Annotated in this window: 15 protein-coding genes, 4 tRNA genes and 1 pseudogene; 8 read left to right on the top strand and 12 right to left on the bottom strand. The window is 66.3% G+C overall.

The genetic code is table 11. The features are described from left to right. Window positions 1-139: 139 nt before the first annotated feature. The gene (locus tag AWC07_RS12260) at window positions 140-1,780 is read left to right on the top strand and encodes a tetratricopeptide repeat protein (protein WP_085105088.1); all 1,641 of its coding nucleotides are present in this window, start codon (window positions 140-142) and stop codon (window positions 1,778-1,780) included. A 24-nt stretch (window positions 1,781-1,804) separates the two neighbouring features. On the opposite strand, the gene AWC07_RS12255 is transcribed toward AWC07_RS12260, so the two are convergent. From AWC07_RS12255 to AWC07_RS12245, 3 genes are all read right to left on the bottom strand, one after another. After that, window positions 1,805-1,879: transfer RNA gene (locus AWC07_RS12255), tRNA-Val, on the bottom strand. Window positions 1,880-1,893: 14 nt separating this feature from the next. Beyond that, a tRNA-Cys gene (locus AWC07_RS12250) sits at window positions 1,894-1,967 on the bottom strand. A gap of 29 nt (window positions 1,968-1,996) precedes the next feature. Further along, window positions 1,997-2,069: transfer RNA gene (locus AWC07_RS12245), tRNA-Gly, on the bottom strand. A 171-nt stretch (window positions 2,070-2,240) separates the two neighbouring features. Between AWC07_RS12245 and AWC07_RS12240 the strand changes: the two genes are divergently transcribed. Continuing rightward, a tRNA-Val gene (locus AWC07_RS12240) sits at window positions 2,241-2,315 on the top strand. 299 nt (window positions 2,316-2,614) lie between these two features. Here the strand turns inward: AWC07_RS12240 and AWC07_RS12235 are convergent. The 4 genes from AWC07_RS12235 to AWC07_RS12215 form a co-directional block, all read right to left on the bottom strand. Then, window positions 2,615-3,442: an SWIM zinc finger family protein gene (locus AWC07_RS12235; RefSeq protein ID WP_036416933.1), complete on the bottom strand. Its 828-nt coding sequence runs from the start codon at window positions 3,440-3,442 to the stop codon at window positions 2,615-2,617. Next, a complete protein-coding gene (locus AWC07_RS12230; protein ID WP_085105087.1) occupies window positions 3,435-6,455 on the bottom strand; it encodes a DEAD/DEAH box helicase in 3,021 nt (1,006 codons plus the stop codon). The genes AWC07_RS12235 and AWC07_RS12230 overlap by 8 nt, the downstream gene beginning before the upstream one ends. A gap of 76 nt (window positions 6,456-6,531) precedes the next feature. Continuing rightward, window positions 6,532-6,891: a hypothetical protein gene (locus AWC07_RS12225; RefSeq protein ID WP_139829669.1), complete on the bottom strand. Its 360-nt coding sequence runs from the start codon at window positions 6,889-6,891 to the stop codon at window positions 6,532-6,534. A 198-nt stretch (window positions 6,892-7,089) separates the two neighbouring features. After that, a complete protein-coding gene (locus AWC07_RS12215) occupies window positions 7,090-8,379 on the bottom strand; it encodes an ATP-binding protein (RefSeq protein ID WP_036417039.1) in 1,290 nt (429 codons plus the stop codon). Between the two features lie 625 nt (window positions 8,380-9,004). Here AWC07_RS12215 and AWC07_RS12210 point away from each other — a divergent pair. The 3 genes from AWC07_RS12210 (at window position 9,005) to AWC07_RS12200 (ending at window position 13,954) form a co-directional block, all read left to right on the top strand. Next, window positions 9,005-11,932, top strand: a complete 2,928-nt coding sequence (locus tag AWC07_RS12210) for an AfsR/SARP family transcriptional regulator (protein WP_036417042.1) — start codon at window positions 9,005-9,007, stop codon at window positions 11,930-11,932. A 208-nt stretch (window positions 11,933-12,140) separates the two neighbouring features. Next, the gene (locus AWC07_RS12205; protein ID WP_139829668.1) at window positions 12,141-12,416 is read left to right on the top strand and encodes a hypothetical protein; all 276 of its coding nucleotides are present in this window, start codon (window positions 12,141-12,143) and stop codon (window positions 12,414-12,416) included. After that, window positions 12,413-13,954, top strand: coding sequence for a serine/threonine-protein kinase (locus tag AWC07_RS12200; protein WP_051508152.1), 1,542 nt, complete (start codon window positions 12,413-12,415; stop codon window positions 13,952-13,954). Before AWC07_RS12205 ends, AWC07_RS12200 begins: the two co-directional genes overlap by 4 nt. Before the next feature lie 282 nt (window positions 13,955-14,236). Here AWC07_RS12200 and AWC07_RS12195 read toward each other — a convergent pair whose 3' ends face one another. Next, the gene (locus tag AWC07_RS12195) at window positions 14,237-15,955 is read right to left on the bottom strand and encodes a thiamine pyrophosphate-binding protein (RefSeq protein WP_036417046.1); all 1,719 of its coding nucleotides are present in this window, start codon (window positions 15,953-15,955) and stop codon (window positions 14,237-14,239) included. A 307-nt stretch (window positions 15,956-16,262) separates the two neighbouring features. After that, complete coding sequence (locus AWC07_RS12190; RefSeq protein ID WP_036417048.1) at window positions 16,263-16,691, bottom strand: anti-sigma factor antagonist; 429 nt, start codon at window positions 16,689-16,691, stop codon at window positions 16,263-16,265. Between the two features lie 150 nt (window positions 16,692-16,841). Between AWC07_RS12190 and AWC07_RS12185 the strand changes: the two are divergent. Continuing rightward, window positions 16,842-17,010, top strand: a pseudogene (locus AWC07_RS12185) (helix-turn-helix domain-containing protein); the annotation flags it as partial. Window positions 17,011-17,130: 120 nt separating this feature from the next. Here the strand turns inward: AWC07_RS12185 and AWC07_RS12180 are convergent. After that, window positions 17,131-17,784 (bottom strand): DedA family protein, encoded by a 654-nt coding sequence (locus AWC07_RS12180; protein WP_036417053.1) that lies wholly within the window; start codon window positions 17,782-17,784, stop codon window positions 17,131-17,133. 300 nt (window positions 17,785-18,084) lie between these two features. On the opposite strand from AWC07_RS12180, the gene AWC07_RS12175 reads away from it, so the two are divergent. Beyond that, the gene (locus AWC07_RS12175; RefSeq protein ID WP_036417055.1) at window positions 18,085-19,731 is read left to right on the top strand and encodes an acyl-CoA synthetase; all 1,647 of its coding nucleotides are present in this window, start codon (window positions 18,085-18,087) and stop codon (window positions 19,729-19,731) included. 10 nt (window positions 19,732-19,741) lie between these two features. Here AWC07_RS12175 and AWC07_RS12170 read toward each other — a convergent pair whose 3' ends face one another. Together AWC07_RS12170 and AWC07_RS12165 are read right to left on the bottom strand one after the other, a co-directional pair. Further along, entirely contained in the window at window positions 19,742-20,380 is a 639-nt protein-coding gene (locus AWC07_RS12170) for a phosphotransferase-like protein (protein WP_208622408.1), read from the bottom strand. Between the two features lie 39 nt (window positions 20,381-20,419). Then, window positions 20,420-22,009: an HNH endonuclease signature motif containing protein gene (locus AWC07_RS12165; RefSeq protein ID WP_036417060.1), complete on the bottom strand. Its 1,590-nt coding sequence runs from the start codon at window positions 22,007-22,009 to the stop codon at window positions 20,420-20,422. Window positions 22,010-22,407: 398 nt separating this feature from the next. On the opposite strand from AWC07_RS12165, the gene AWC07_RS12160 reads away from it, so the two are divergent. Next, on the top strand, window positions 22,408-23,023 hold a 616-nt coding region (locus tag AWC07_RS12160; protein WP_139829667.1), incomplete at its 3' end, for a PE family protein.

The raw sequence follows: 23,023 nt of genomic DNA, 5'->3' as shown, positions 1-23,023 counted from the left end.
TTGCCAGGGTGATGGAACCCTTTCCGGCGCTGCGGGACTACCGAGTGTGCATCTGACGCCGCGACACGCCGCTGCGTCGTCGCCAGATACACGTTCGACGAAAGCTGCTTCGGCCTTGGGGGCGCGCTAGGGTGCGGGAATGACTGCCGAGTATTTCGACCTCGGCTCCTATCACCGGCCAATCGAGACCAGTTGCGCGGAAGCACAGCTCTGGTTCGACCGTGGGTTGGTGTGGGCGTATGCGTTCAACCACGAAGAGGCTGTGCGCTGCTTCGAGCGAGCCCTGGAACTCGACCCGGAGCTGGCCATCGCGCGGTGGGGAATCGCTTATGCCGTCGGACCCAACTACAACAAGGTGTGGGAGGCGTTCGACCCGGTCGACCTGAGCGGGTCGCTAGCCCGCGCGCGTGCGGAGCTTCAGCTGGCCAAGCGCGGCCGGGCCAGTCCGGTGGAGCAAGGCTTGATCGCCGCGCTGCGTACCCGGTTTCCCACCGGCGACCTGGATGCGGGCGTCATCGCCTATGCCGACGCGATGACTTCGCTGGCCGCCGCTTACCCCGACGACGTCGACGTGCAAGCGCTGGCCGCCGACGCGCTGGTCAACGTCACTGCGTGGGCCCTGTGGGACACCGCGACCGGCGAGCCTGCGGCAGGTTCACGGGTGCTGGAGGCCAAGCTGATCCTCGAGGCGGCGCTGGCCACCCCGGCCGGTCGCGAACACCCGGGGATCCTGCATCTGTACCTGCACACCATGGAGATGTCGGCGACTCCGGAGGACGCCCTACCGGCGGCGGATTTGTTGCGCGGCCTGGTGCCTGACGCCGGGCATCTGCAGCACATGCCCAGCCACATCGACGTGCTGTGCGGTGACTATCGCAGCTCGGTGACGGCCAATCTTGCTGCGGTACAAGCAGACCGGCGTTTTGTGAGCCGCGAGGGCCCGCTGAACTTCTACTCGCTGTACCGTGCGCACGATCTGCACTTCATCGTCTATTCGGCGATGTTGGAAGGGCGGCTGCAGATGGCGTTGCAGGCCGCCGACGAGCTCGCCGGTCAGCTGACGGCCGAGCTGCTGTCGATCGAATCCCCGCCGATGGCCGACTGGCTCGAAGCGTTCGTGGCGCTGCGGACACACGTGTTGGTGCGGTTCGGCAGATGGGACGAGTTGATCGCGCAGCCGCTGCCGGAGGACCAGGACCTGTACTGCACCACGACGGCGACGATTCACTACGGACGCGGAGTCGCGCTGGCAGCCACCGGTCAACTGGTGCAAGCAGATGCCGAGCGCAGCGCGTTCATCAAGGCCTACGACCGGATAGCGGGCTCGCGCTACCTGTTCAACAACACCAGTCGCGACATCCTGGCCGTGGCCGCGGCCATGCTCGACGGTGAAATCGCCTACCGCGAAGAGCGCTTCGATGAGGCGTTCGGTCATCTGAGACGCGCCGTCGAGTTGGACGACACGCTGCCCTACGACGAGCCGTGGGGCTGGATGCAGCCCACTCGCCATGCGTATGGCGCGCTGCTGCTCGAACAAGGACACGTCGAAGAAGCGGCGGCCGTCTATGCCGCCGACCTCGGTCTGGACCCCTCGTTGGCCAGGCCCTGCCAGCATCCCGGAAACGTCTGGAGCCTGCACGGGTACCACGAATGCCTGCGGCGGCTCGGCCGTACCGCCGAAGCCGCACTCATCAGCCAGCAGCTTCGGCTGGCTGTTGCGCGTGCCGACGTGCCGATTCGTGCGTCATGTGCGTGCCGGCTCGACGTGTCGGGCTCATAAACGCCCCTTGACCTGCATAAACGCTGGTGCGCGATACTGGGATTGAACCAGTGACCTCTTCCGTGTCAGGGAAGCGCTCTCCCGCTGAGCTAATCGCGCTGGGGATTGCAGTCTGGAGGTGGAGACGGGAATCGAACCCGTGTGCACGGCTTTGCAGGCCGTTGCCTCACCACTCGGCCACTCCACCGCGGGGGATTGATGCCACTTGCACCTTCGAGCGGATGACGGGATTCGAACCCGCGACCCTCACCTTGGCAAGGTGATGCGCTACCAACTGCGCTACATCCGCGCGCAACGGACGAGATCGTCGCCCGGTGCGAAGCACGACGATAGTCCACGTGACCCGGCGCACACAAATCTCCAGGTTCTTTGGGGCACTTTGGCTATCACCGGCCGAGGTAGCACGTTCGGTGCGGGCACCGATCGTGCTAGTCTTCGACGTCGTTCGCCTCTCGGCGCCGGTCCCGTGGCTCAGTGGGAGAGCGTCCGCTTCACACGCGGAAGGTCGCTGGTTCGATCCCAGCCGGGACCACCAGGATTCGCGCAGTTCAGCGACTATTTGGTGGGGGCTGGCCATCGCTGGCGATTGCATTAATCCGCCAAAATCCGCCGCAGCTCGATCTTCCGCTCGGCTGGCGGAAGGTCCTTCGGAGGAACCGCATCGCACGCGACGTGCGGCACAGCCGCGTGGGGACCAGAAACGTTGAGTCAGGTCTGGGCGTTCATCGTGTTCTTCGTACTGATCCGCGAAGTGGTCGCCGCCCTTGCCCTGATTTCTGTGCGCCGCGCACGGGCGACGCGGCGCCAGAAGAAAACGAGTGCGTTCCTCCCGTTTCAGTCGCTGCGCTCGCTCAGATCGCCGCACCCAAATGCGAGATAGGCCGGCCGCAGTAGCTCAACCAGCGGCCGATCGCGCACCGCGATAGAGACATCGGGAAGCTGATCGAGCAGGGTCGTGGACGAGGTCACCGGCGGGCTCGGCGTGCTCGTGTCGGCCTGTCTGACGAAGTAGGAGTCGAGGCACTCGGCGAGCGGTCGGCCCGGCAGCTCGGCCCCGTCGGCGGCTGGGGCGCCCGATCGGGCCGCCTGCAGGTTGTCCAGCAGGTCCACGCGCTCGCGCCCGCGCCAGGCAAGGATGGCGAACGGGTCCTCGTCGAAGGACTCGGCGAGCAGATAGAACGTGGCGGCCAGGTGCTTGCACGGCACTGCATGGTCCGGGCAGGAGCAATCGAGTGACAGTTCCCGCGCGGTCGTCGGGAACAGCGAAAGCCCAAGCGTGCCAAAGACATCCTCGATGTCCTCGGGCATTTCACCGGCGAGCAACGTTGCCGTGTACCAGGCGTTAGTGGCCAGGGCGCGTTCGGCCTGTGCCCACTCCGTCTTGTCGAACGCGGCGATCCCGATCCGAACCCGGTATGGGCGCGTCCTGCTGCCCTGTACCTGCGCGGTGACTGAGCCCGGGCCCACGTCCAGCGAGATCACTTGTCCCTTTCGGGCGTAGCTTCGGCCGCGTTGCAGTCGGCTGCCGATCCCGATGTCTTCCAGCACCTCGACGAACCGCTCGGACCACCACGTCTGGGCGATCGCGCCGCGCGTGCTCCTTGCCTTCAGTCCGCCCTCGACGGGGCGTGGGCGCGATGGCGGCGGGAACCAGTTACTCACCGACGGCTCCCTCGGACAGCGCGAACACCTTGCGCAGATCGCCGGTGGACAGTTCGGTCAGCCATCCCTCGCCGTCGCTGACCACAAGATCGGCCAGCGCCTTCTTCTCTTCGATCATGTCGTCGATCTTCTCCTCGAGGGTGCCCGTACAGATGAACTTGCGCACTTGCACGGTGCGCCGCTGCCCGATCCGAAAGGCGCGGTCGGTCGCCTGGTTCTCTACCGCGGGATTCCACCACCGGTCCAGGTGCACAACATGATTGGCCGCGGTGAGGTTCAGCCCGGTGCCGCCGGCCTTCAACGACAGCAAGAAGATTGATGGACCGTCACCGGACTGGAAGCGCGTCACGATCTCGTCGCGGCGTTTCTTCGGCGTGCCGCCGTGCAGATACAGCACGTCCTGACCGAAGCGCGTGGCCAGGTGCGGCACCAGCATTTCCGCGAATTCGGTGAACTGAGTGAAGCACAACACCCGATCCCCCTCGGCGAGAATCTCCTCCACGATCTCCTCGAGCCTTATGACCTTCCCGGACCGCGCGCCGACCGCCGATCGATCGTGCAGCAGTTGCGCTGGATGGTTGCAAACCTGCTTGAGCTTCGCCATCGCCGCGAGCACGTTGCCGCGCCGCTCGATTCCCTTGGTGTTCTCGATCTTTTCCAGCATGTCGTCCACGATCGACTGATACAGCGAGGCCTGTTCGGTGGTGAGCCGGCAATATTGCTTGATCTCGATCTTCTCGGGCAGGTCATCGATGATGGTGGGATCGGTCTTGAGTCGGCGAAGGATGTAGGGGCGGGTGATCGCACGCAGCCGCTCTGCCGGCTCGGTCTGGCCGTGCCGTTCGACCGGGATCGCATACCGCGTCCGGAACAGCTCGGACGAGCCGAGCAATCCGGGGTTGAGAAAGTCCATGATGGACCACAGCTCGGCGAGCCGGTTCTCCACCGGGGTGCCCGTTAGTGCCACCCGGTGCCCCGCCTCCAGCCGCCGCACCGCCTTAGCCCCTTGGGACAAGCTGTTTTTCACCGCCTGCGCCTCGTCTAGCACCACCCGGTTCCACTCGTGTCCGGAGAGTTCGTCGATGTCGCGGTTGGCTGTGGCATAGGTGGTAACCATCAGGTCGGTGTCCGCGAGGTGCTCGCGTAGCGCGTCGCCGCGCAGCCGGGCGCCGCCGTGGTGTGCGTAGACCCGCAGGTCGGGGGCGAACCTGGCCGCCTCCCGCTGCCAGTTGCCGACCAGCGACATCGGGCAGAGCAGCAGGGTGGGTCCGATGTTCGGATCCTGGTGGCGCTGAAGCGATTCCATGGCCAGCAACTGCACGGTCTTGCCCAGTCCCATGTCGTCGGCCAGGCAGCTGCCCAGCCCGAGCGAGGACAGGAACGCCAGCCAGGACAGCCCACGCTGCTGGTACGGGCGTAGTTTCGCGGTGAACCCGGGCGGGGGCTCGACTGGTTTTAGGGATTCGGCCGCGGCGCCGCTGAGTAGGTCGCCAAGCCACCCGTCGGCCCGCACCGTGGTGAGTTCCAACGGAGTGGCGGCGTCGTCGGGGTGGCGGGCTGCCAGCGCGAGAATGTCGGCCGCGGTCGCCTGCCCCGTGGCTTCGCGCGCCAGGAACTCCAGCCCCCGCCGAAGTTGCTCGGGATCCACCACCACCCACTGACCACGCAGCCGGATCAGCGGGGCTTTGGTCTCGGCGAGTGCGGCGATCTCGTCCTCGGTGAGGGCGTCGTCACCGACCGCGAGCTCCCAGCGGAACTCGACCAGCTGATCCCTACCGAACCTGCTCTTCTTGCTGACCACACCCTCGACCGGGGTGTACGCCGACAGGGCGAGCCCAAGCTTGCGGCGGCGGTCCCACCAGGACGGCAACAGAACACCGAACCCCGCCTCGTCGAGCAGCGGAGCCGCATTGGACAGGAAGTGGTGGGCGCCTTCGGTGTCCAAGCACAGCTTCGACGGGCAAGCCGTACGCAGCGCAGTGGCAAGCTCAGGGTAGATCCGGGCGGCGCGACCGAGCTCGGCCAGCAGCAGTTCCTGCGGCCGGTCCAGCCACCGGCGCAGGCTGCCGTCGTCGCGCCAGGCCTGCTCGGCGGGAACGAGCAGGCTGGGGTCCGCCATGGATTGCAGCAGGAACTCCAACTGCCAGCCCGGTGCCTCCTCAGCTTCGGGATCCGTCTCGTTCTCCGTGAGCCGAAACGTCGCCCTGGCCAGGCCGGCCGTATCCATCCCGATCTCGTCCCACGGGGCCAGCGCCTCGACCAGCGAGTTGACCGCGCCGGGATCCGCCTCGAACCGGCCGTCCGGTGCGGTCAACGCCGTCAACCACGCCTCTGTGGCCGACATGCGTTTGGAGCCACGTCGCGGCGGCAGCAGATCGATGCCCGCCGGCAACGCCGCGCGCACCGCAGCGTTCACCAAGGCGTGCAACGCCGACGTGGCGAGCGCGTGCGCGTCGTGTGCGCCCGGCTGAGCCCGGCACACCGGCGGCGTCGCGGCGATCAGCGAATTCATCGCCACAATGTCTGGGCCCCGCAGCACGGGACGCCACAACGCAACGGGCCCATGCTCGTCGGACGCGCACGCGGGCAGGATTCGACCGCGCCCGACCAACTCCCGCGCGAACGCCGCGAGGTCGGCCAGGTAAGCCACGGACGCGCCGTACCGCACATAGGCGGCGGGCTCGTTGAGGGCGGTGATCGCCGACGCGGCATCGATGCACACCACCGGAACTGTCCACGGCAGCAGAACCGGTTCCGTTCGTGGCGTCGGCCGAGGCGTCAGCCGAAACAGCTCCGGCGAGTCCAGCGGCGCCATCCGCAGCGACGGCAGCAACAGAACTGCGGTACCCGGCTTGCCGGCATGAATGCCCGCGATCACGTCGGCGGGCGCGGCGAACGGATGTGGACGGGCGGAGCGTAACGCCTGGCTCGGGCTCTTCACCGTGAGATCGGAATCCTCCGCCCACAAACACAGACCGTTCGAGGTGGACCAGAACCCGTGCAGGACCAGCATTGAAGTTCCTCTTTCGTGGTACGCGGAGCCAGGCTATCGGGCGAGGCACGACGGACTACGCAGCCACGCCGGGCGCCTATGGGAAGTCGGTGAATTCCTCTTCGTAGCAGCCGAACGGAGCACCACCGGGCGTGCAGCCGACGACAAACATCCGACGGTCACCCACCCAGACCCAGTCAGGGTCAGCGTCGTCGAACTCATCAGCGCACCGCCGACGTTTGCGCGGCACAGGGGGCGGTCGCTGCGCCCATTTCTCCGCGCTGGCCGGCAGTGGAAACCCGATTGCGGTGAGTTCGTCGTGCGCGGTGTAGTGGTCGACGCCATACCGCTTGGCATACGCCCGCACGGTGACCCGGGCTCCAGAGCGAACCCACTGCCGCGCGGAGTCCAAGCGGGCCGGCTTGCGCATTCGATGACGGCGCGGCTGCATGTTCACGATCCCGGGATTGTGGTGGCTGCCAAGCGGCGGCGACGACGACGCGGTGAAGTGGCTACGACGTTACTCGAACCTCGACAAGGGGGAACCGATCATGTCCGCGAGTGGCTGCCCGACTCCGGTCCGCGGACACTTGCCCCCGACAATTGGTGGAGGACGTTTCAACCTGCCCTTGCCGTAAGGCAATTGGGTATGCGACTACAGGCCGGAGACGCGTTGTCCGTTCCAGAGGAGGTTGATGGGTAGCGCCATTAACCGGTCGCCGAACGGCAGTGCGCGTGTACCGGTGTAGAAGACAACGCCGGTGATGAACTGGTCGCCGAGTCGGTCGCGCGCGAATGACAGGTGTCGGAAGTCGTGGATGTTCACTGTTGCCGAGGCTTTGACCTCGACACCGACGACGCGACCGTCTGGTGTCTGGAGGATGCAGTCGATCTCCCGTCCGTCTCGGTCGCGAAAGTGGTACAGGTCAACCTCGATATCGGCGGCCGCACGTAGCTTCATCAACTCGTTGATCACGAACGTTTCCATGATCGGGCCCGCGCCCTCCGCGGTTGGCCTGGCCAGGGAGTCGGCGCTTTGCCCGCGTAACCAGGCCGCGAAACCACTGTCAACGACGTGGATCTTGGACCGCTTCTTGATCTTCGCGGTCAGATTCTGCGACCAGGCCGGTAGGCGATGCACCAAATAGACCGTCTCGAACAACGCGAGATCCGAGCGGATCGTCCCCGCGTCGACCCCGATGACCCGCGCCGCTTCGGCCACGTTCAGCTCCTGTGCGGTGATAGCGGCCAGGTAGCGCATGAACCGAGGCAGGCGCTCCATATGCTCGATTTGCTTCAGCTCGCGCACGTCGCGCTGCGTCACCGTGCGCAGGTAGTCCGAGAACCACCGGCTGCGAGCGCGACCCGCGGGCCGCTGTACAACTTCCGGAAAGCCACCGGTGCAGGCCAGCTGCAGATACTCATGGCGCGTGACGGGCGCGGCCTCGATGCCCAGGACCGCGTGGGGTTCGGTGAGCAGTTGCGCAATGATCTTCGGCCGGACACCTGCTCGCTCGGCGACGGACAGCGGCCACAGGTCAAGGATCGCGACCCGCCCGGCGAGTGACTCCGACAGCGTCGGCACCGTCAGGAATCGGGTCGACCCCGACAGAAAGAACTGTCCGGGCCGGCGGTCACTGTCGGTCGCCGTCTTGATCGCCAGGATCAACGGATCCCCGGCGCGCTGGACCTCGTCCAGGAACGTCGGGCGCGGCGCGGACATGACATACCCCTCGGGATCGGCTCGCGCGGACGCGCGTTCGACGCCAACATCCAACGAACGCAGCCATCCACCTAGCTCGGCGTGTACCTGTTCGAGCAGTGTGGTCTTACCAGCCTGGCGTGGACCATTGATGAGTACGACACGGGTGTACTCTGCAACCTCCCGCAGCTGTTCTAACATGTGCCGCTCAATCAGCTCGTGACCAGCACCATCTAACACCACAGTCGAGATGGTACTCCTGTTTTGTCGACGCCATAATCCTGATTTGGCGACATATGTATCCTGTTTTGTCGAACCAATGGATCTTGTTTTGTCGCTACCGCGATCCTCAGTTGCCGACCATTATGCGGCTTGTAGCCGCCCGGCCAGGCGACCATCGCCGCTTGGGGCTGGCCGTCGTGTGGCGGACGCGGCAAACCGGCGGTCGGGCGAGCCGTGGGCGTGGCGCCCCGTCGGGTCATCGCTATACGTGACAGCGCGATGGTGCACCGTGTCGAGCCCGCGGTTCGCGTCGAATCGGTCCGCCGGTTATCCGCCGTCAGTCTCAGAACCGGCGGCTCAACGACCGCTTGCCGGTCCAGCTGGTCCTGCCTGGCCAGCGCGAACGGGTTTGTCCCGCAATCTTTTCCATTTCACACGCGGAAGGTCGCTGGTTCGATCCCAGCCGGGACCACCACAATTTGCCCGGCTCACCCGCCTTTATCGTGGCTGCGATCTTTCCCCTGGATCGGCTCGGTGGCCATGACGCATTCCGGCTGTCGCGTCAAAGGGTGCCTAGCCAACCGCCGTATGCTACCCACCGAACGGATGCGACGTTCGCCGCGATTCTGCAGGTAGGGTTTGCTGGATGACGGTCGAGTTCACGTTGCTCGGCGACGTCGAAGCCCGAGTTGACGGGCGACGGCTAGAAATCGGTCATGCCCGTCAACGCTGTGTACTGGTCGCGTTCTTGATCGACGTGAATCGGCCCATCCCGGTCGGTCAACTGGTCGATCGGGTGTGGTCGGACCGCCCACCGTATCGTGCCCGGAATTCGCTGGCCGGCTATGTGTCGCGGCTGCGGAATCTGCTCGCGGCCGAAGACGCTTCCATTTCGCGCGAGCCGGGCGGATATGTCCTTACCGCCGATCCGCTGTCGGTGGACCTGCACCGCTTCCGCCACGTGGCCGCACAGGCCCGAGCGACCGATGACCCCGTTCAGGCCGCGCTCCTGTTCGATAAGGCGCTGGCGATCTGGTCCGGTGAGCCGTTCACGACCCTGGACACGCCGTGGGTGAACGACGTCCGCAGTGCCTTGACGGCCGAAAAGCTTTCAGTGGAGCTGGACCGCAACGACGTGGCCCTGCGAATCGGTAGACACACAGATCTGCTGGTTGAGATTTCGGCTGCCCAGGCTGCGCATCCGTTGGACGAGCGGTTGGCCGGCCAGTTGATGCTGGCCCAGTACCGTTGCGGGCGCCAGGCCGACGCGCTGGAAACCTATCGTCGGGTTCGCGAGCAACTCGTCGACGAACTCGGAATCGATCCGGGCCCCGCCCTACGCGAGGTGCATCAGCAGATACTCACCGGCGAGGCCGACATCCCGGTGCCACAGCCGGTTTCCCGCGAGGTAGGCGCGCCGGCGCACCCGCTGGGCATGCACCGGCTGCGGTCGGGGCTGCTGCGCCGGGTGACGAGTTTCGTTGGTCGGCAGCGCGAATTGGCGCAAACGATTGACGCCCTGAGCGACGGCCCGCTGGTCACCTTGATCGGAGTCGGTGGTGTCGGCAAGACCCGGCTGGGACTCGAGGCCGCACGACGTGTGCAAGAGCGTTTCGGCGACGGCATATGGATCTGCGAACTGGGACCGTTGGAGCACGGTGACGCCGTCGGGCACGCCGTGGCGGCCAGTGTCTGGTTGCGGCAGCAGCAAGGCATGGACATCGAGGAATCGGTGATCGAGTACCTCAGGTCGCGTGAAGTCTTACTGGTATTCGACAACTGCGAGCACGTGCTGGAAGCCGCCGCGAAATTCATCGATCAGATCCTGCAGCATTGCCCGCGAGTATCGGTGCTGGCCACCAGCAGGCAACCACTCGGTCTGCAAGGCGAGCGAATTATCGGCGTGCCGCCGTTGGAGGTAGCGGACGCGACCGAGTTGTTCGTCGACCGAGCCCTGGCAAGCCGTTCAGACTTCACGCTCGAAGACCAGCCGATGGGCGCCGTCGTCGAAATCTGTCGACGGGTCGATTGCCTGCCGCTGGGAGTGGAGCTGGCAGCGGCGCGGATGCGGGTGATGAGCAGTGTGGACGTGGCCCGGCGCCCGGATTTCCTGCGCCTGCTGCGCGGCGGGATCCGGGGTGCGCTGCCCCGGCAGCAGAGTCTGTCCGAGACGATCGCGTGGTCGTATCGGCTACTCACCGAATCCGAGCAGTCGTTGTTTGCCAGTCTTTCGGTGTTCGCCGGCAGTTTCGACTTGGACGCCGCCCACGGAATCTGCGGGCTCGACGGTGCCGGTGAGGCCGACACGCTGGAGTTGCTCACGGGTTTGGTGGACAAGTCCATGGTGGTGGTGCGCAGCGTCGAGGAACGAGCCCGCTACGCCGTCCTGGAAACGATGCGGGTATATGGGCGAGATCGGTTGCGGGAAAACGGCATTGACCGCCAGTGCTCGATGCGGCATGCGAGCTACTACACCAGGCTGGCCGAGCGCGCCGGAGCCGGCGTGCTCACCGCCGAGGAGCGGGACTGGGTGGAGCGGGTGCTGCCCGACTACGACAACCTGCGCGCAGCGTTCGGGCACGCGATGGACGAGCAGGATATCGGCCTTGCAATGCGGATCGTCGCTGCGGTACCGGAGTTGATGGGTTGGCGGGTGGGCTACGAGGTGGCCGAGTGGGCCGAGCGCGTCATCGCCGTTGCCGATCCCGACCACCCGTTGTTCCCGGCGCTCGTCGGGACGGCGGCTCGCGTTGCGTGGGCCCGGGCCGATTTCCCGGGGGCCAAGTCATTGGCATCCTTGGCGCACGGACGGACTCCGGCAAGGGGCAGCGCGCGCGTCATCAACCCGGTCGATGTGCTTACCGATGTCGCCCTTTTCGAAGGGCATCCAGAGGCGGCGCTCGCCTACTGGACCGCAGAGGCGGAGCGTGCCCGCCGCGACGCGGATCCGATCCGCCTGGGGTGGACGCTGTTCACCGTAACGATTTGCCAGGGCGTACTGGGCAATGACGAGGCTGCGATACCGGCGGCGCAGGAGGCTGTCGGGGTGGCCGACGACACCGGCAACCCGACTGCACAGTCGATGGCCTACTTCGCGCTCGGCTACCTGCTGAGAAGGTCCGAACCGGAGCGTGCCTTGGCTCTGTTCGACGACGCAGCGCGGCTGGCCGCCGACGTTCAGAATTTCTGGGTATACGGCAGCGCCTTGATGGAGGCCGCCGCCATCCGGGCCGTTTACGGCGATCCACGAGTGGCTGCCCAGATGTTCATCGGCGTGCTCGAGCACTGGGAACGCTTCGCCGACCTGACCCAGCAGTGGCTTACGCTGCGCTACATCACGCGGTTGTTGCTCCGGCTCGGCTGCCACGAGGACGCCGCCGTCCTGTATTGGGCCTTCGTCAATGCCGGCAAGCCCATGCCGCTGGCCGCGGCCCAGATGACGGTGCTCGTCGATTCATTGGGCACTGCTCGCCTTGACGCGCTCAACGCACCTACCGGCATTGCCGATGCGGTGACGCGGGCCCGTTCGAGCCTGCAGCGTTGTTGCGGACCCGCGGCAGTGCCCGCCCCCTGAACCCGTCGGGCGCCGGAAAAAGGCCGCTTTACCTGCGCATTTCATAGTTTACAAATGGTTTCCGAACGCCTGACCCGCATTGTGGGCAGCGGGCAAGGAATTCGTCTCGGCGGCCGTCAGCCGCTCAGCGAAGACCGGGCCCACGCGGAGCAACGTACGCGATGTATGTGCTTGCTTGGATGCACATCACGTTGGAGGTGATGCGGCTGTGTCCAGTCCACGGTTGTACCTCGACATGGTCAGTGGTGTGGCTGAGGCGATCATTCCGGTGTCCCAAGCACCGCCTTGGGAGGTGATCGTGTTGGGGACGGGGACGGGCGCGGTGTGGATGCTGGTGCTGCTGGCCCGGTTCGTCGTGGTGCAGACCGGCCCGGCGGTCTGGCTGGAGCAATTTTCCGCGGCGAGTGTCCAGCTGTTGAGGATCTGGCTGTCCGGGTCGTCCGACCGCTTGTTGGGCGCCGTGTCCGGAAGATCTCGCCGATGAAGACTCGTCGCGTCGAAGCGTTCCGCAAATCGCCGATCGTTGCCTCGGCGCGGGATAGCCGCACGCAGTTTCGGTTCCCCATGGTCGCAGTACTCGGTTATGGGGGCGGCGGTGATCGGGTGACGCGGCGCGCCGTCGCTGGTTTGCCGGTGCAGCGGGCGTCGGCATTGGCAACCGTGTACGCATCCAGCACGCGGGGCACGACATGCGGAAGCGGAGACCCGGCACGGCGGGTGGGCACGATGGTCGCGAACTATCGGGTTGAAGCCGTGGTCTCGTCGGGAGGCATGGGCACGGTGTATCTGGCCCGTCATCCTAGCTTGCCCCGACGCGACGCGCTGAAAATTCTCGACGGTCCCCTCGCGCGGGATCCGCGGTTCCGTGTTCGGTTCATGCGGGAGGCCGACCTGGCGGCCGGGTTGCATCACCCCAATATCGTCGCGGTTTACGACCGCGGGGACACGCCGGACGGCGCGTTGTGGATCGCGATGGAGTATGTGCGCGGCACGGACGCCGATGTCGAAACCGCTGCCGGGCGGATGCCGCCGGCGCGGGCCGAGTACATCGTCGGCGAGGTGGCCATGGCCCTCGATCACCTGCATCGCAGATACCTGCTTCATCGCGATGTCAAGCCGGCGAACATCCTGCTGTCTCCTGGCCTGCCCGGGGAGCCCGAGCGGGTGGTGCTGGCCGACTTCGGCATCGCCCGCAGCTGCGATGACCACTATGGGCTGACCCGCACCGGCGACGTGATCACGACGGTGGCTTATGCTTCCCCGGAACTCCTGCAGGGCTGGCCTCTTGACGCGCGCACCGACATCTACTCCCTGGGGTGCACGCTGTTCCACCTGCTCACCGGTCATGCCCCATTCAGCGACCGACCCGGATTGGCTGCGGTGATGATGGCTCACATCCAGCACCCCGCGCCCCGGCTCAGCGACTACGTGGCCGGGCTGCCGGCCGCACTCGACGGCGTCGTCGCCACCGCGATGGCCAAAGACCCCGGTGACCGCTATCAGACTGCGGGCGAATTCGCCCGCGCGGTACGCGCTGCTCTGGCGGTCGGCTGCGCCCCGCGTCTGCGGTTTGCGAATCCCCCTGCCGCCCATGTCGATTCAGCCGCACCGCGCCAATCCGAGGCGACGCAGGCCGCCGGGCCGGGCTCGCTCGCGCGTGTCCAATGGGCTAGCCGTCCCGGCAGATTCGCCACCAGGGCACGGGCCGGCAAGACGGCGGTGCTGATAGCGGTGATCGCGGTGTTGCTGTGTTCCCTCGGATTCGTGATGGCTAATCGTCATCACGAATCCGCTCAGCGCACGTCTCACCCCGCACAGGCGCCGGCCGCGATGCTCGATGCCCGGGGCGATAACGCACACGCTGGTGCTGCCGATCCCGCGCACCCACGCTGGACTTGTCAGGTGAGTGAAGAATGCGTCATAGGTTTTGCTGTAGTCGCCAAACAGCCAGTAGGGGGCGTAGGTCGGGCCGCCGGGCAGGGCCTTGGCCCCTTAGTTGTCCCCTTAGTTCACGTCCGCTAGCGCGCCCTTTGTATCCGCCGGTTTGCTCGAGTCGCGGCCGTACCCCGCGGGCAGCATGCCCGTCAGCTCGGCGCAGTGATCCGCGCCGACCGGAGGAGCCGCGTAGACGGCGGCTACGAAGGTGGCTGCAACGGCGCATCATGCGGGACGCATGGAACTCATGTTCAATCCGTAAATGGTTCTCGCCCTAGGGATTTCTTGCCCCGCCGGACGGCCTTGGAGCCCTAACACAACGCGACGCGAGCGTGCGCGAGACGAACGCCCGCACACCATGGGTGCTCCTCAGACAACGGCCGGTTTGGCGGGGCCGGAGTAGACCTCGAAGAACCGGGCTGTCATCTCGGCCGGGATGGCCAGGTTGGCGGCGTGGTCGGTCCGCACACACACCAGACTCGGACCGCCGTGCTCGCGACAACGCCGCAGGGCACCGTCGAGGTCCTCGATCCGCTCCACGTACTCGCCGTGGCAGCCGAGTCCCTGCGCGACGATGTCCCACCGGACCTCGCCCTGCGCGGTGCCGAATGTCGTTCCGTACAACTGAAGTTCGTTCAGCTCCTCCATCGTCCATGAGCCCTCGGCGAACACCACCACGGTGACGTCGATGCCCTCCCGGGCAGCCGTCTGCAACTCCATGACGTTGAATCCCGCGGCCCCGTCGCCGGTGACGCATACGACCTCGCGTTCGGGCGCGCCCAGTTTGGCGCCGATCGCCGACGGGATTCCGGTGCCGAGCATCCCGAGTTCGAGGATCGAGTGGTAGGACCGCGGGCGCGTCGGGGGCAGCACGTTGTAGGCCCACAGCGACGTGTTGCCACCGTCGACGGTGTACACCGCATCCGGACCGAACGCGGCGCCGATCACACCGACCGCGTGCGCGGGGTGGATGCCCGGGCCCTGCCATTCGAGTATCGGGGTGGCCAGTTGCATCCGCACCTGCTCGTCGAGGCGGCGGTAGCGGGCCAGGTCGGCGCCGTCGCGGGGGCCGAGATCCGTCGCACGCAGGCGCGCGGCAATGCCGTCGAGCGCGACTCGCGCGTCGGCCAGGATGCCCAGGTGCAGCGGCCGGGTGACGCCGAAATGCCTTGGGTCGATGTCGATCTGGATCAGCCGCTTGCCCGCCGGGTCGCCCCAGTAGCTGTCATAGGGTACGTCGAGGTTTCCCATCCGGGAGCCGGCCACCAGCAACACGTCGGCCTCGCTGCGCGCGAGGTCGCCAGCCGGGCCGAACCCGAACACATAGTTGGGATGATCGGCGGGGACGCACGCGCGTCCGGCCATCGAGCCGATGGCGGGGCAACCGAGCAGCTCGGCGATCTCCAGCAGACCCCCGCGTGCATCGGCACGGTCGACGCCTTGGCCCGCGATCACCACCGGGCGCTGGGCCGCCGCCAGCAGTGCCGCGGCTTCGTCGAGTTGGCGGTCCGACGGCTGCGGAGGCCCGACGCGGTAGGTGGCGGGCGGCCACACCCGGGCGGTCCGCGGATCGCCCGTCTCATACAGAATCGGTGCCGGCAACTCGACGTGGACGGGACCCGACCGTCCGTTGTGCATCTCGCGGAACGCCAGCCGCAGCACCTCGGGGATGCGTGCCCATTCGAAGATCGGACCGCCCCATTTGACTGCGGGCCGGAAAAGGTCGAGTTGGTCTTGGCCCTGGAAGGTCGACGGCGGTGAGGGATAGACGATCCCGAGCCGGTGCTGGGAGGTAATGGCCAGCACCGGAACACCTTCGTGCAGTGCGGTGACCACCCCCGGCAGCAGGTTCGCCGAGCCGGGGCCGGGATTGCCCAGCACAGCCGCAACCTTGCCCGTCGTCTTGTACAGGCCCTCGGCCATGTGCACCCCGGCCGCTTCGTGGCGCACCGGCACCAGCCGGATACCGTGCGCGCTCAATTGTGCGAAAAGCGGATCTATCTCCGGGGATGGCAGCCCGAAGAGGAACTCGATCCCCTCGGTCTGAAGTGATCGGGCGAAGAGCTCGCCGCCGGTCATCTCGGTCATCTCAACCTCCCAAGCGTGAGTCGCTCACGGATGGAATCGCACCACCGAAGCACCCGTGAGAAGAAGAGGCTGAAGTCACCTACTTCGAGTTCTCCCGAGTCCACGGTCGCCAGGTGGCGCCCGAGCGCCGACACGGTGACGTTGGTCCCTATAGGTCGGTCGACTGGTCAGCGGAATAGGACTTCCATGAGCGACGATCATGCGCTGGTGCTGGTGGCCGGCGAGGCAGGGCGCAGCGGGCTAAACGCGGGGAGCGCCACTCACGCAGGTCCCGGCACGACGCTCGCGACGTCCGGCGCTGCTTGGGCTACCAGCTCGGCCGCAGGGCAGCGTCCACGGTCGGGTAGACGGGCAACAGGTCGGTGAACCCGCAGGCCGCCACGACTCGGGTGACGGTCGATTGCGGGGTCACCAGGCGTAGCTCGGCGCCGCGGCGACGACACCGATCCGCCTCGTCGGCCAACACGGCGTAAGCGCAACAGCCCATGAAATCCAGGTCGGTGACGTCGACGACGAACAATCCCGACCGGGGGACGCTGGTGGCCGTCTCGGTGATCAGCTGGCGCCAGGTGTGCTCGTTGCAGGCGTCGACCTCGCCGCCCGCGTGTATCAACACCGCCGCTCCGTTGCGGTCGGTGGTCGCCCGCAAGGTGCTCCGCGGGTCGCCCAACTCGCTGACAAGCCGCGTGCTGAGCATCAGCTGAGGGGTGATCGGTTCTGCGGTAACCACGCTCATGGCGCACTCCTAATCGACGGGCGCCGCAGCGCCGCGATGGATGCCCGTCCTGCGCGTCTGAAGACAGACTTCGTCGTTAGGTCTCATTTCTATAACGAGACACGACGGTCTGTCTACAACTGGGGCCTGAGAGTATGGTTAGCGTTCGCCATGGCCATACCGGAGTTCGCCACGCCGGCTGCACCGGCTCGTGAGCGCATCCTGGGGGCCGCCTACGAACTGTTCAGCCGGCGAGGTATCCGAGCGGTAGGCACCGACGAGGTGATCGAGCGGGCGGGTGTGGCCAGGGCCACGCTGTACCGAGCATTTCGCGACCAAGTAACCCGTTAGCGTTCGGCAGCAGCTGTCGGCCTGCAGACCCCCGCACGGGCGGCCGTGAGGCGCCGGGCACCGGCTGGCCCGCCCAGCGCCGGCCCCGGGCCTGCTGAGCAGATTCTGATCAGGCCGCCGTGTCCGCCTTGCGATAGTGCTCCTGCTCGAGTTCGGCGATCGCCCGCGACGTGCGCTCGCGCAGCAGGATTGCCGCGATGATCCCGACCACGACGGCGACGACCAGCGCGATCCAGGAGAAGCGCTGCATCCAGCGTTCCGCCGCCATCCCGGCGTAGTAGATCAGCGCGGTGGTGCCACCCGCCCAACAGATTGCACCCGACACATTGGCGGCCAGGAATCGCGGGTAGTGCATTTTCAACGCGCCGGCGAGCGGCCCGGCCAAGATTCGCAGCAGCGCGATAAAACGACCGAAGAACACCGCGCGAACTCCCCAGCGGTTGAACAGCCGCTCGGCGAGCGCGACGTGTCCGGGGCCGAAGTGCCTGGGAAATCTCCGGCCAAGCCGGTCGAACAGCGGCATGCCAAATCGGCGGCCGATCGAGTAACCGATCGAATCACCGACTGCCGCGCCGATTACGGCGGCAACGCCAACACCGACGGGGTTGACGGCCAGATCGTGATGCGACGACATCAGCGCCGCGCTGACCAACACGATCTCCCCGGGAAGGGGAATGCCCAGACTCTCGACTCCGACCACGCCGCCCACCACCAGGTAGACGGCAAGCGGCGGGATCGAGTGCAGCAGGGCTTCCACATCCATTGCTCAAGGATGCCTGACGCATGCTCACCGCGCCGGGTAACGAGGCTCGTGACCGGGCGGCGCCGCATCTGTCGTCACATCTGCCCCAGGAGCGCGCAACCCGGGCACCGTCGACGCCCTCCCGTCGGGGACGCCATCGGTTAGCTCGCGGGCTGCGATCCTCGACTGAAGGTTGAGCGGAATTTCTGCAGCGACCCGCGACCAGGTTGGAAATCCCGTGGCGGCAGCCGTGGGGAGGACGTCGGACTTGTCACCCTCGGATGGCGTATATTCGGCCGTCACATCGCCAGGAGGCCGTTAGTGGAATTCAACATCGCTCAGGTGTTCTCGGCGGTGGCGGCGGCCAATCCGGATCGCGACTGCATCGTGTTCGGGGACCGGCGATTCACCTACGCGCAGACCGACGAACGCGCCCGCCGATTCGCCCGCGCCCTGCACCGGTGGGGGCTCGGCGTTCGTCGGGAACGCTTCGAGTTGGCGCCCTACGAATCGGGACAAAGCCACCTCGGTTTGTACATGGCGAACTGCAACGAGTTCCTCGAGGCGATGATCGGGGCCTACCAAGCCCGGGTCGCCCCGTTCAACGTCAACTACCGCTACGTTGCCGACGAACTGGTGTATCTGCTCGGCAATGCCGCGGCCGACGCCGTCATGTACCACGCACGGTTCGGTCCCACGTTGGCTGAGGCCTTGGAGAGATACGACCGCCGCCCGCGTCTGATCCATGTCGACGACGATTCGGGAAACGATCCGTTGCCGGGAGCGGTGCGCTACGAGGAACTGCTGGCGTCGATGTCTGGGATGTTTGACGAGCCGCTCAACGTGAACCCGTCACCCGACGACCTTTATGTGCTCTACACCGGTGGCACCACCGGAATGCCCAAGGCGGTGCTATGGCGTCAGCACGACATCTACATGAACGCCATGGGCGGACGGGCCTTCGGCACCGGCGAGATGGCCACCAGCCTGGACGAGATCGTCGAGCGGTCACGGCCGGACGGACCGGGTTCGATGACGGCGGCCCCGCTCATGCACGGCGCGGCGCAGTGGGCGGCATTCATCAACCTGTGCGGCGGACGGACGTTTGTCATGGCGCCTACGACTACCCACTTCGATCCTGCCGAAGTGTGGGCGCTGGCCAGCCGGGAACAGGTGGTGTCGCTGTCAATTGTCGGCGACGCCTTCGGCCGGCCGCTGATCGACGAACTCGAGTCCGGCGATTATGACCTGTCCGGGCTATTTGTTCTGGTCACTGGCGGTGCGGCGCTCAGCGCTCCGATCAAGCAGCGCTTCGTGGATTTGTTGCCGCAACTGGCGATCCTGGACGCAGGCGGGTCCTCGGAGTCGGGGTCACAGATGGGCCAGGTGTCCACTCGCCTGCAGGGTGCTTCCGGCCGGTTTGCTCCGAACCCGGGCGCGGTGGTGGTCAGCGAAGACATGACCCGGATCCTGTCGCCCGGGGACGACGAAATCGGCTGGTTGGCTCAGCAGGGTCTGATTCCGCTCGGATACCTCGGCGACCCGGAGAAGACCGCGCGGACGTTTCCCGTCATCGACGGGATTCGCCATTCGGTTCCCGGTGACCGCGCCCGCTGGGCCGCCGATGGCGGAATCGAGCTGCTCGGCCGTGATTCGGTCACTATCAACTCCGGCGGGGAGAAAATCTTTGCCGAGGAGGTCGAGGCCGCGATTGCCGAGCACCCCGCTGTGTACGACGTCGTGGTGACGGGCCGTCCCAGTATCCGGTGGGGAAGCGAAGTCGTCGCGATCGTCCAGTTGGCGCCGGGCCGGCATGCCGACCCGGACAGCATCGTCGCCGAGGCCGCGCGCCACATCGCGCGCTACAAGCTTCCGAAAGAAATCGTCTTCTGCAGCCGGGTGCAACGTTCGCCGTCGGGCAAAGCCGATTATCGCTGGGCGAAAGGTCAAGTGACACAAACACTTTGACTCGGCAGGCTCAGGAGAGGAACCTCTTGCGCAACCGGTCGAAAGCGGTGGGCTCGCCGCAGGCCTGATAGCGCTCGTATAGTTCTCGGGCCAGTACGGGTACTGGGGTAGCCGTGGTGTCCAGTTCGAAGTCGTACTCGGCGTCGGCATGTGCGGCGCGGGCGCTGCCCCGGTTCCACCCGGGGTAGCGGTTGCCGCGTTCTCGTTCCCGGCGAGCACCCTCCTGGTCGGAGACATGGACTCCCACCATCCAGACTCTGCAGTCCTCGAAAATCCGCAGGGCGTCCACCAGCCACTCCCGCTTCCAGATCACCTCGTCGGCGATCACGTTCATGCCGTTGTCCAGGTAGGCCCGGATGGCGTGGTGGCGGGCATGCATGGCCTGATCCAAGAGCGGACCAGGACGCACGGTGAACCAGTCGAGGCCGTCGTCTTCGACCACGCTGTCCCACGTGTAGTACTCGGGCCGCACTCGATCGAGGTCCAGTTGCGCGGGGGGCAGCGCAAACCAGAACAGGTCTATCCCCAAGTGCATCCAGCATTCGGCGGCCAAGTCTTGGAACGCCAAAGCGAGTGACGTCTTTCCCGCGCTGGATCCGCCGTTGAGAATGATGAGCTTGCCTTGCGCCGTCTCAGTCATAGCTGCCATAGCCGAATGAGGGTACCGCCAGGTTCAGGTTGTTGCTCGTCAAAATGGTGGATCGTCGGGCAATGGGGGCACCGGCGGTGGTCGCCAGTCCGGTGGGAGTTTTTCGGATTCGCGGGGAGCATTCACCCAGTTGCAAAACGGGCTGGTGCTCGGTTCACCTTTGAAGAGAAACAGCATGTCGCGCATGTGGTTTCGAAACTTGCGTGCTTCGATCTCTGCTTCGCGTGCCTGCCGCAACTCTTGTTCGGCCGTGTTGGCGCGGCGTTGAACGTGATTGCGGTTGCGTGCTCGCGCGATCCGCGCGGCGCGTTCGTCGGCCCGGGTCCGAGATCGGCGCGGTGCCGGATTCGAGAACAACTCGGCACCGGCGGGTACCGTTCGATATGTCTTGCCGGTCGGCGATGTCCAGATCACGATGCCGTCGGGCAGTTGCTTGTCCCGCCATCCGGTGATACCGCCGTGAAATGTCTTCAGCCGGTGGCGTTTTCGGCAGAGACACTTGAGATTGGCGAGCACCGTCAGGCCACCGGCGCCCGGGTCGGCGTGGTTGAAGGGGATGGTGTGATCGATATCGCAGACCCGCGCCGGTCGGCTGCATCCGGGAAATCGGCACGTCAGATCCCGGCAGCGGACCGCGCGGTCAAGTGCCGTGGATGGGTGATACGTCAGAGCGTCGGCGTCGGTGGGTAGGTCCACGACGAGGCGACGGGTTGCCGAGTCGGCGAGTTCGCGGACCAGGTCGGCGTCGATGACGCCGTAGCCCTCGACATATCCGGGTTGTTGGCTCTTGCCCGAAAGTGTGTCGGCGGTGGCGACGACGTTGACGAGCACCTGCGCGCCGGTCGGGGCAGCCGCGCCGCCGGGCCGGGCCGGGCAGTCGCTCGATCCGCATCGACAGGTCAGGGGCCCACCGGCGGTCAGTGCTCCGAGCGCGTCGGCGCGACGCTGCGCCAGGGTACGTGGGTCGTTGCCGCACACGGTCTTTGCCAACTGCGACAGTTTGCGGTCGAAGGCGGTGGCGTCGGCGCCCGTCACGGTGCCCCACAGCTCGGCCATACCGTCGGGATGAGGTGTGATACCGATCTCGCGTTCGTCGTCGGCACGACGTCGGCGCTCCCGGGCGGCGTCGGGATCGATCGCCAGCACCTGCCGGTCGATGGCGTTGACCATGCGCTGGCGCGACCAGCCTTTCCACTTGCTGATACGTGCTGCAAGCAATTCGTCGAGCCTGGCGATCAGCTTGTCGTCGTTGACCAGGTCGGTGCGACTGATGATCAATTGAGCAGTGCGCCAATCGATTCGGCCTTCAGCCAGCAGCGCGCCGATGCAGCGCAAGCGGGTGTCGAGGGTCTCCGCGTAGTGCACCTGGTATGCGGCGGCCGTCGGAGAAATATTCAGTGCCGCCGCTACCTCGGCGCAGGTCTGCTCCGCCCCGTCGATGGTCGCGTAGGCCAAATCCGGGTCGCGGCGTTCGGCGGCGCTGCGGTGGCGCAGCAGCGCCGCTATCGCGGCGAGACGGCGCGCGGTCAGGGCCGACTCCTCCCGATAGGTGGACTCGATTGCCGTGACCAGTTGCTCCGGCGTGAGCTCGTCCAATTCTGCAGACGATGCGCCACGCGGCTCGAACATGCTTTCGATTATGCCGTCGGGGTGCGACGATTTCTCGGGTCCGCGGCCTCACTGTGGATGAACTTCCCACTGTGGATAAGTCCTACGCGCACCGAGCCGCCACGCGGCGAGAGGCGCGACCGTCCCCGACGGTGTGCGTTCCGCCCCGGTGACGTCCCAGCGGTAATCCCAGCGGTACGCCGGATATGTTTGCTGGTTGCGGCAATCCCGGCGCGCCGGCAGGTGGCCCTCGTGCTGGCCGCCGAGGGACGTTGACCACAGCATCTGTTGGTACTGCCAACGGCGACTCGCGTTACGTCAAATGCCCTCGAGGACTTCGCTGCGGGGATAGGATCTGTTGCTGCAGAGTGCTCAATGATCCGCGGCAGCAGTTGCGTTGTCTTGTCGGGAGGTTGCACATGTCGTTTGTTGTGGCAGTACCGGAATGGGTGGCGACGGCGGCGTCGGACGTGGCGGGGATCGGCTCAGCGCTCACAGCCGCCAATGCGGCTGCAGCGCTACCGACGACGGCGATAGTCGCGGCGGCAGAGGATGAGGTGTCGGCCGCGATAGCGGCCGTGTTCGGATCGCATGCGCAGGGCTATCAGGCCCTCAGTGCCCAGATGTCGGCGTTCCATGAGCAGTTCGTGGCGGCGTTGACGGCGGGTGCGAGCGCGTATGCGGCTACTGAGGCGGCCAGCACGTCACCCTTGGGACAGTTGCTGGGATTGATCAATGCGCCCACCCAGGCGCTGCTCGGGCGCCCACTGATTGGCAATGGCACCAACGGCGCCGACGGTACCGGGGCTCCTGGTGGGCCCGGCGGGCTCTTGCTCGGCAACGGAGGTAACGGCGGTTCCGGCGCGCCGGGTCAGATCGGTGGTGCAGGCGGGGATGCGGGGCTGTTCGGTAACGGCGGGATCGGCGGGGCAGGTGGGGTCGGGGTAGCCGGCTCGGGTGCAGCCGGTGGCCAAGGTGGTCGGGGCGGTTGGTTGTTGGGTAACGGCGGGACCGGTGGGGCCGGGGGCAACGGCG

The sequence above is a fragment of the Mycobacterium gastri genome (assembly GCF_002102175.1).
In the GTDB taxonomy this organism is placed as follows: domain Bacteria; phylum Actinomycetota; class Actinomycetes; order Mycobacteriales; family Mycobacteriaceae; genus Mycobacterium; species Mycobacterium gastri.
Note: the sequence above shows the minus strand (reverse complement) of the source record. Positions and strands in the feature narration are given on the sequence as shown.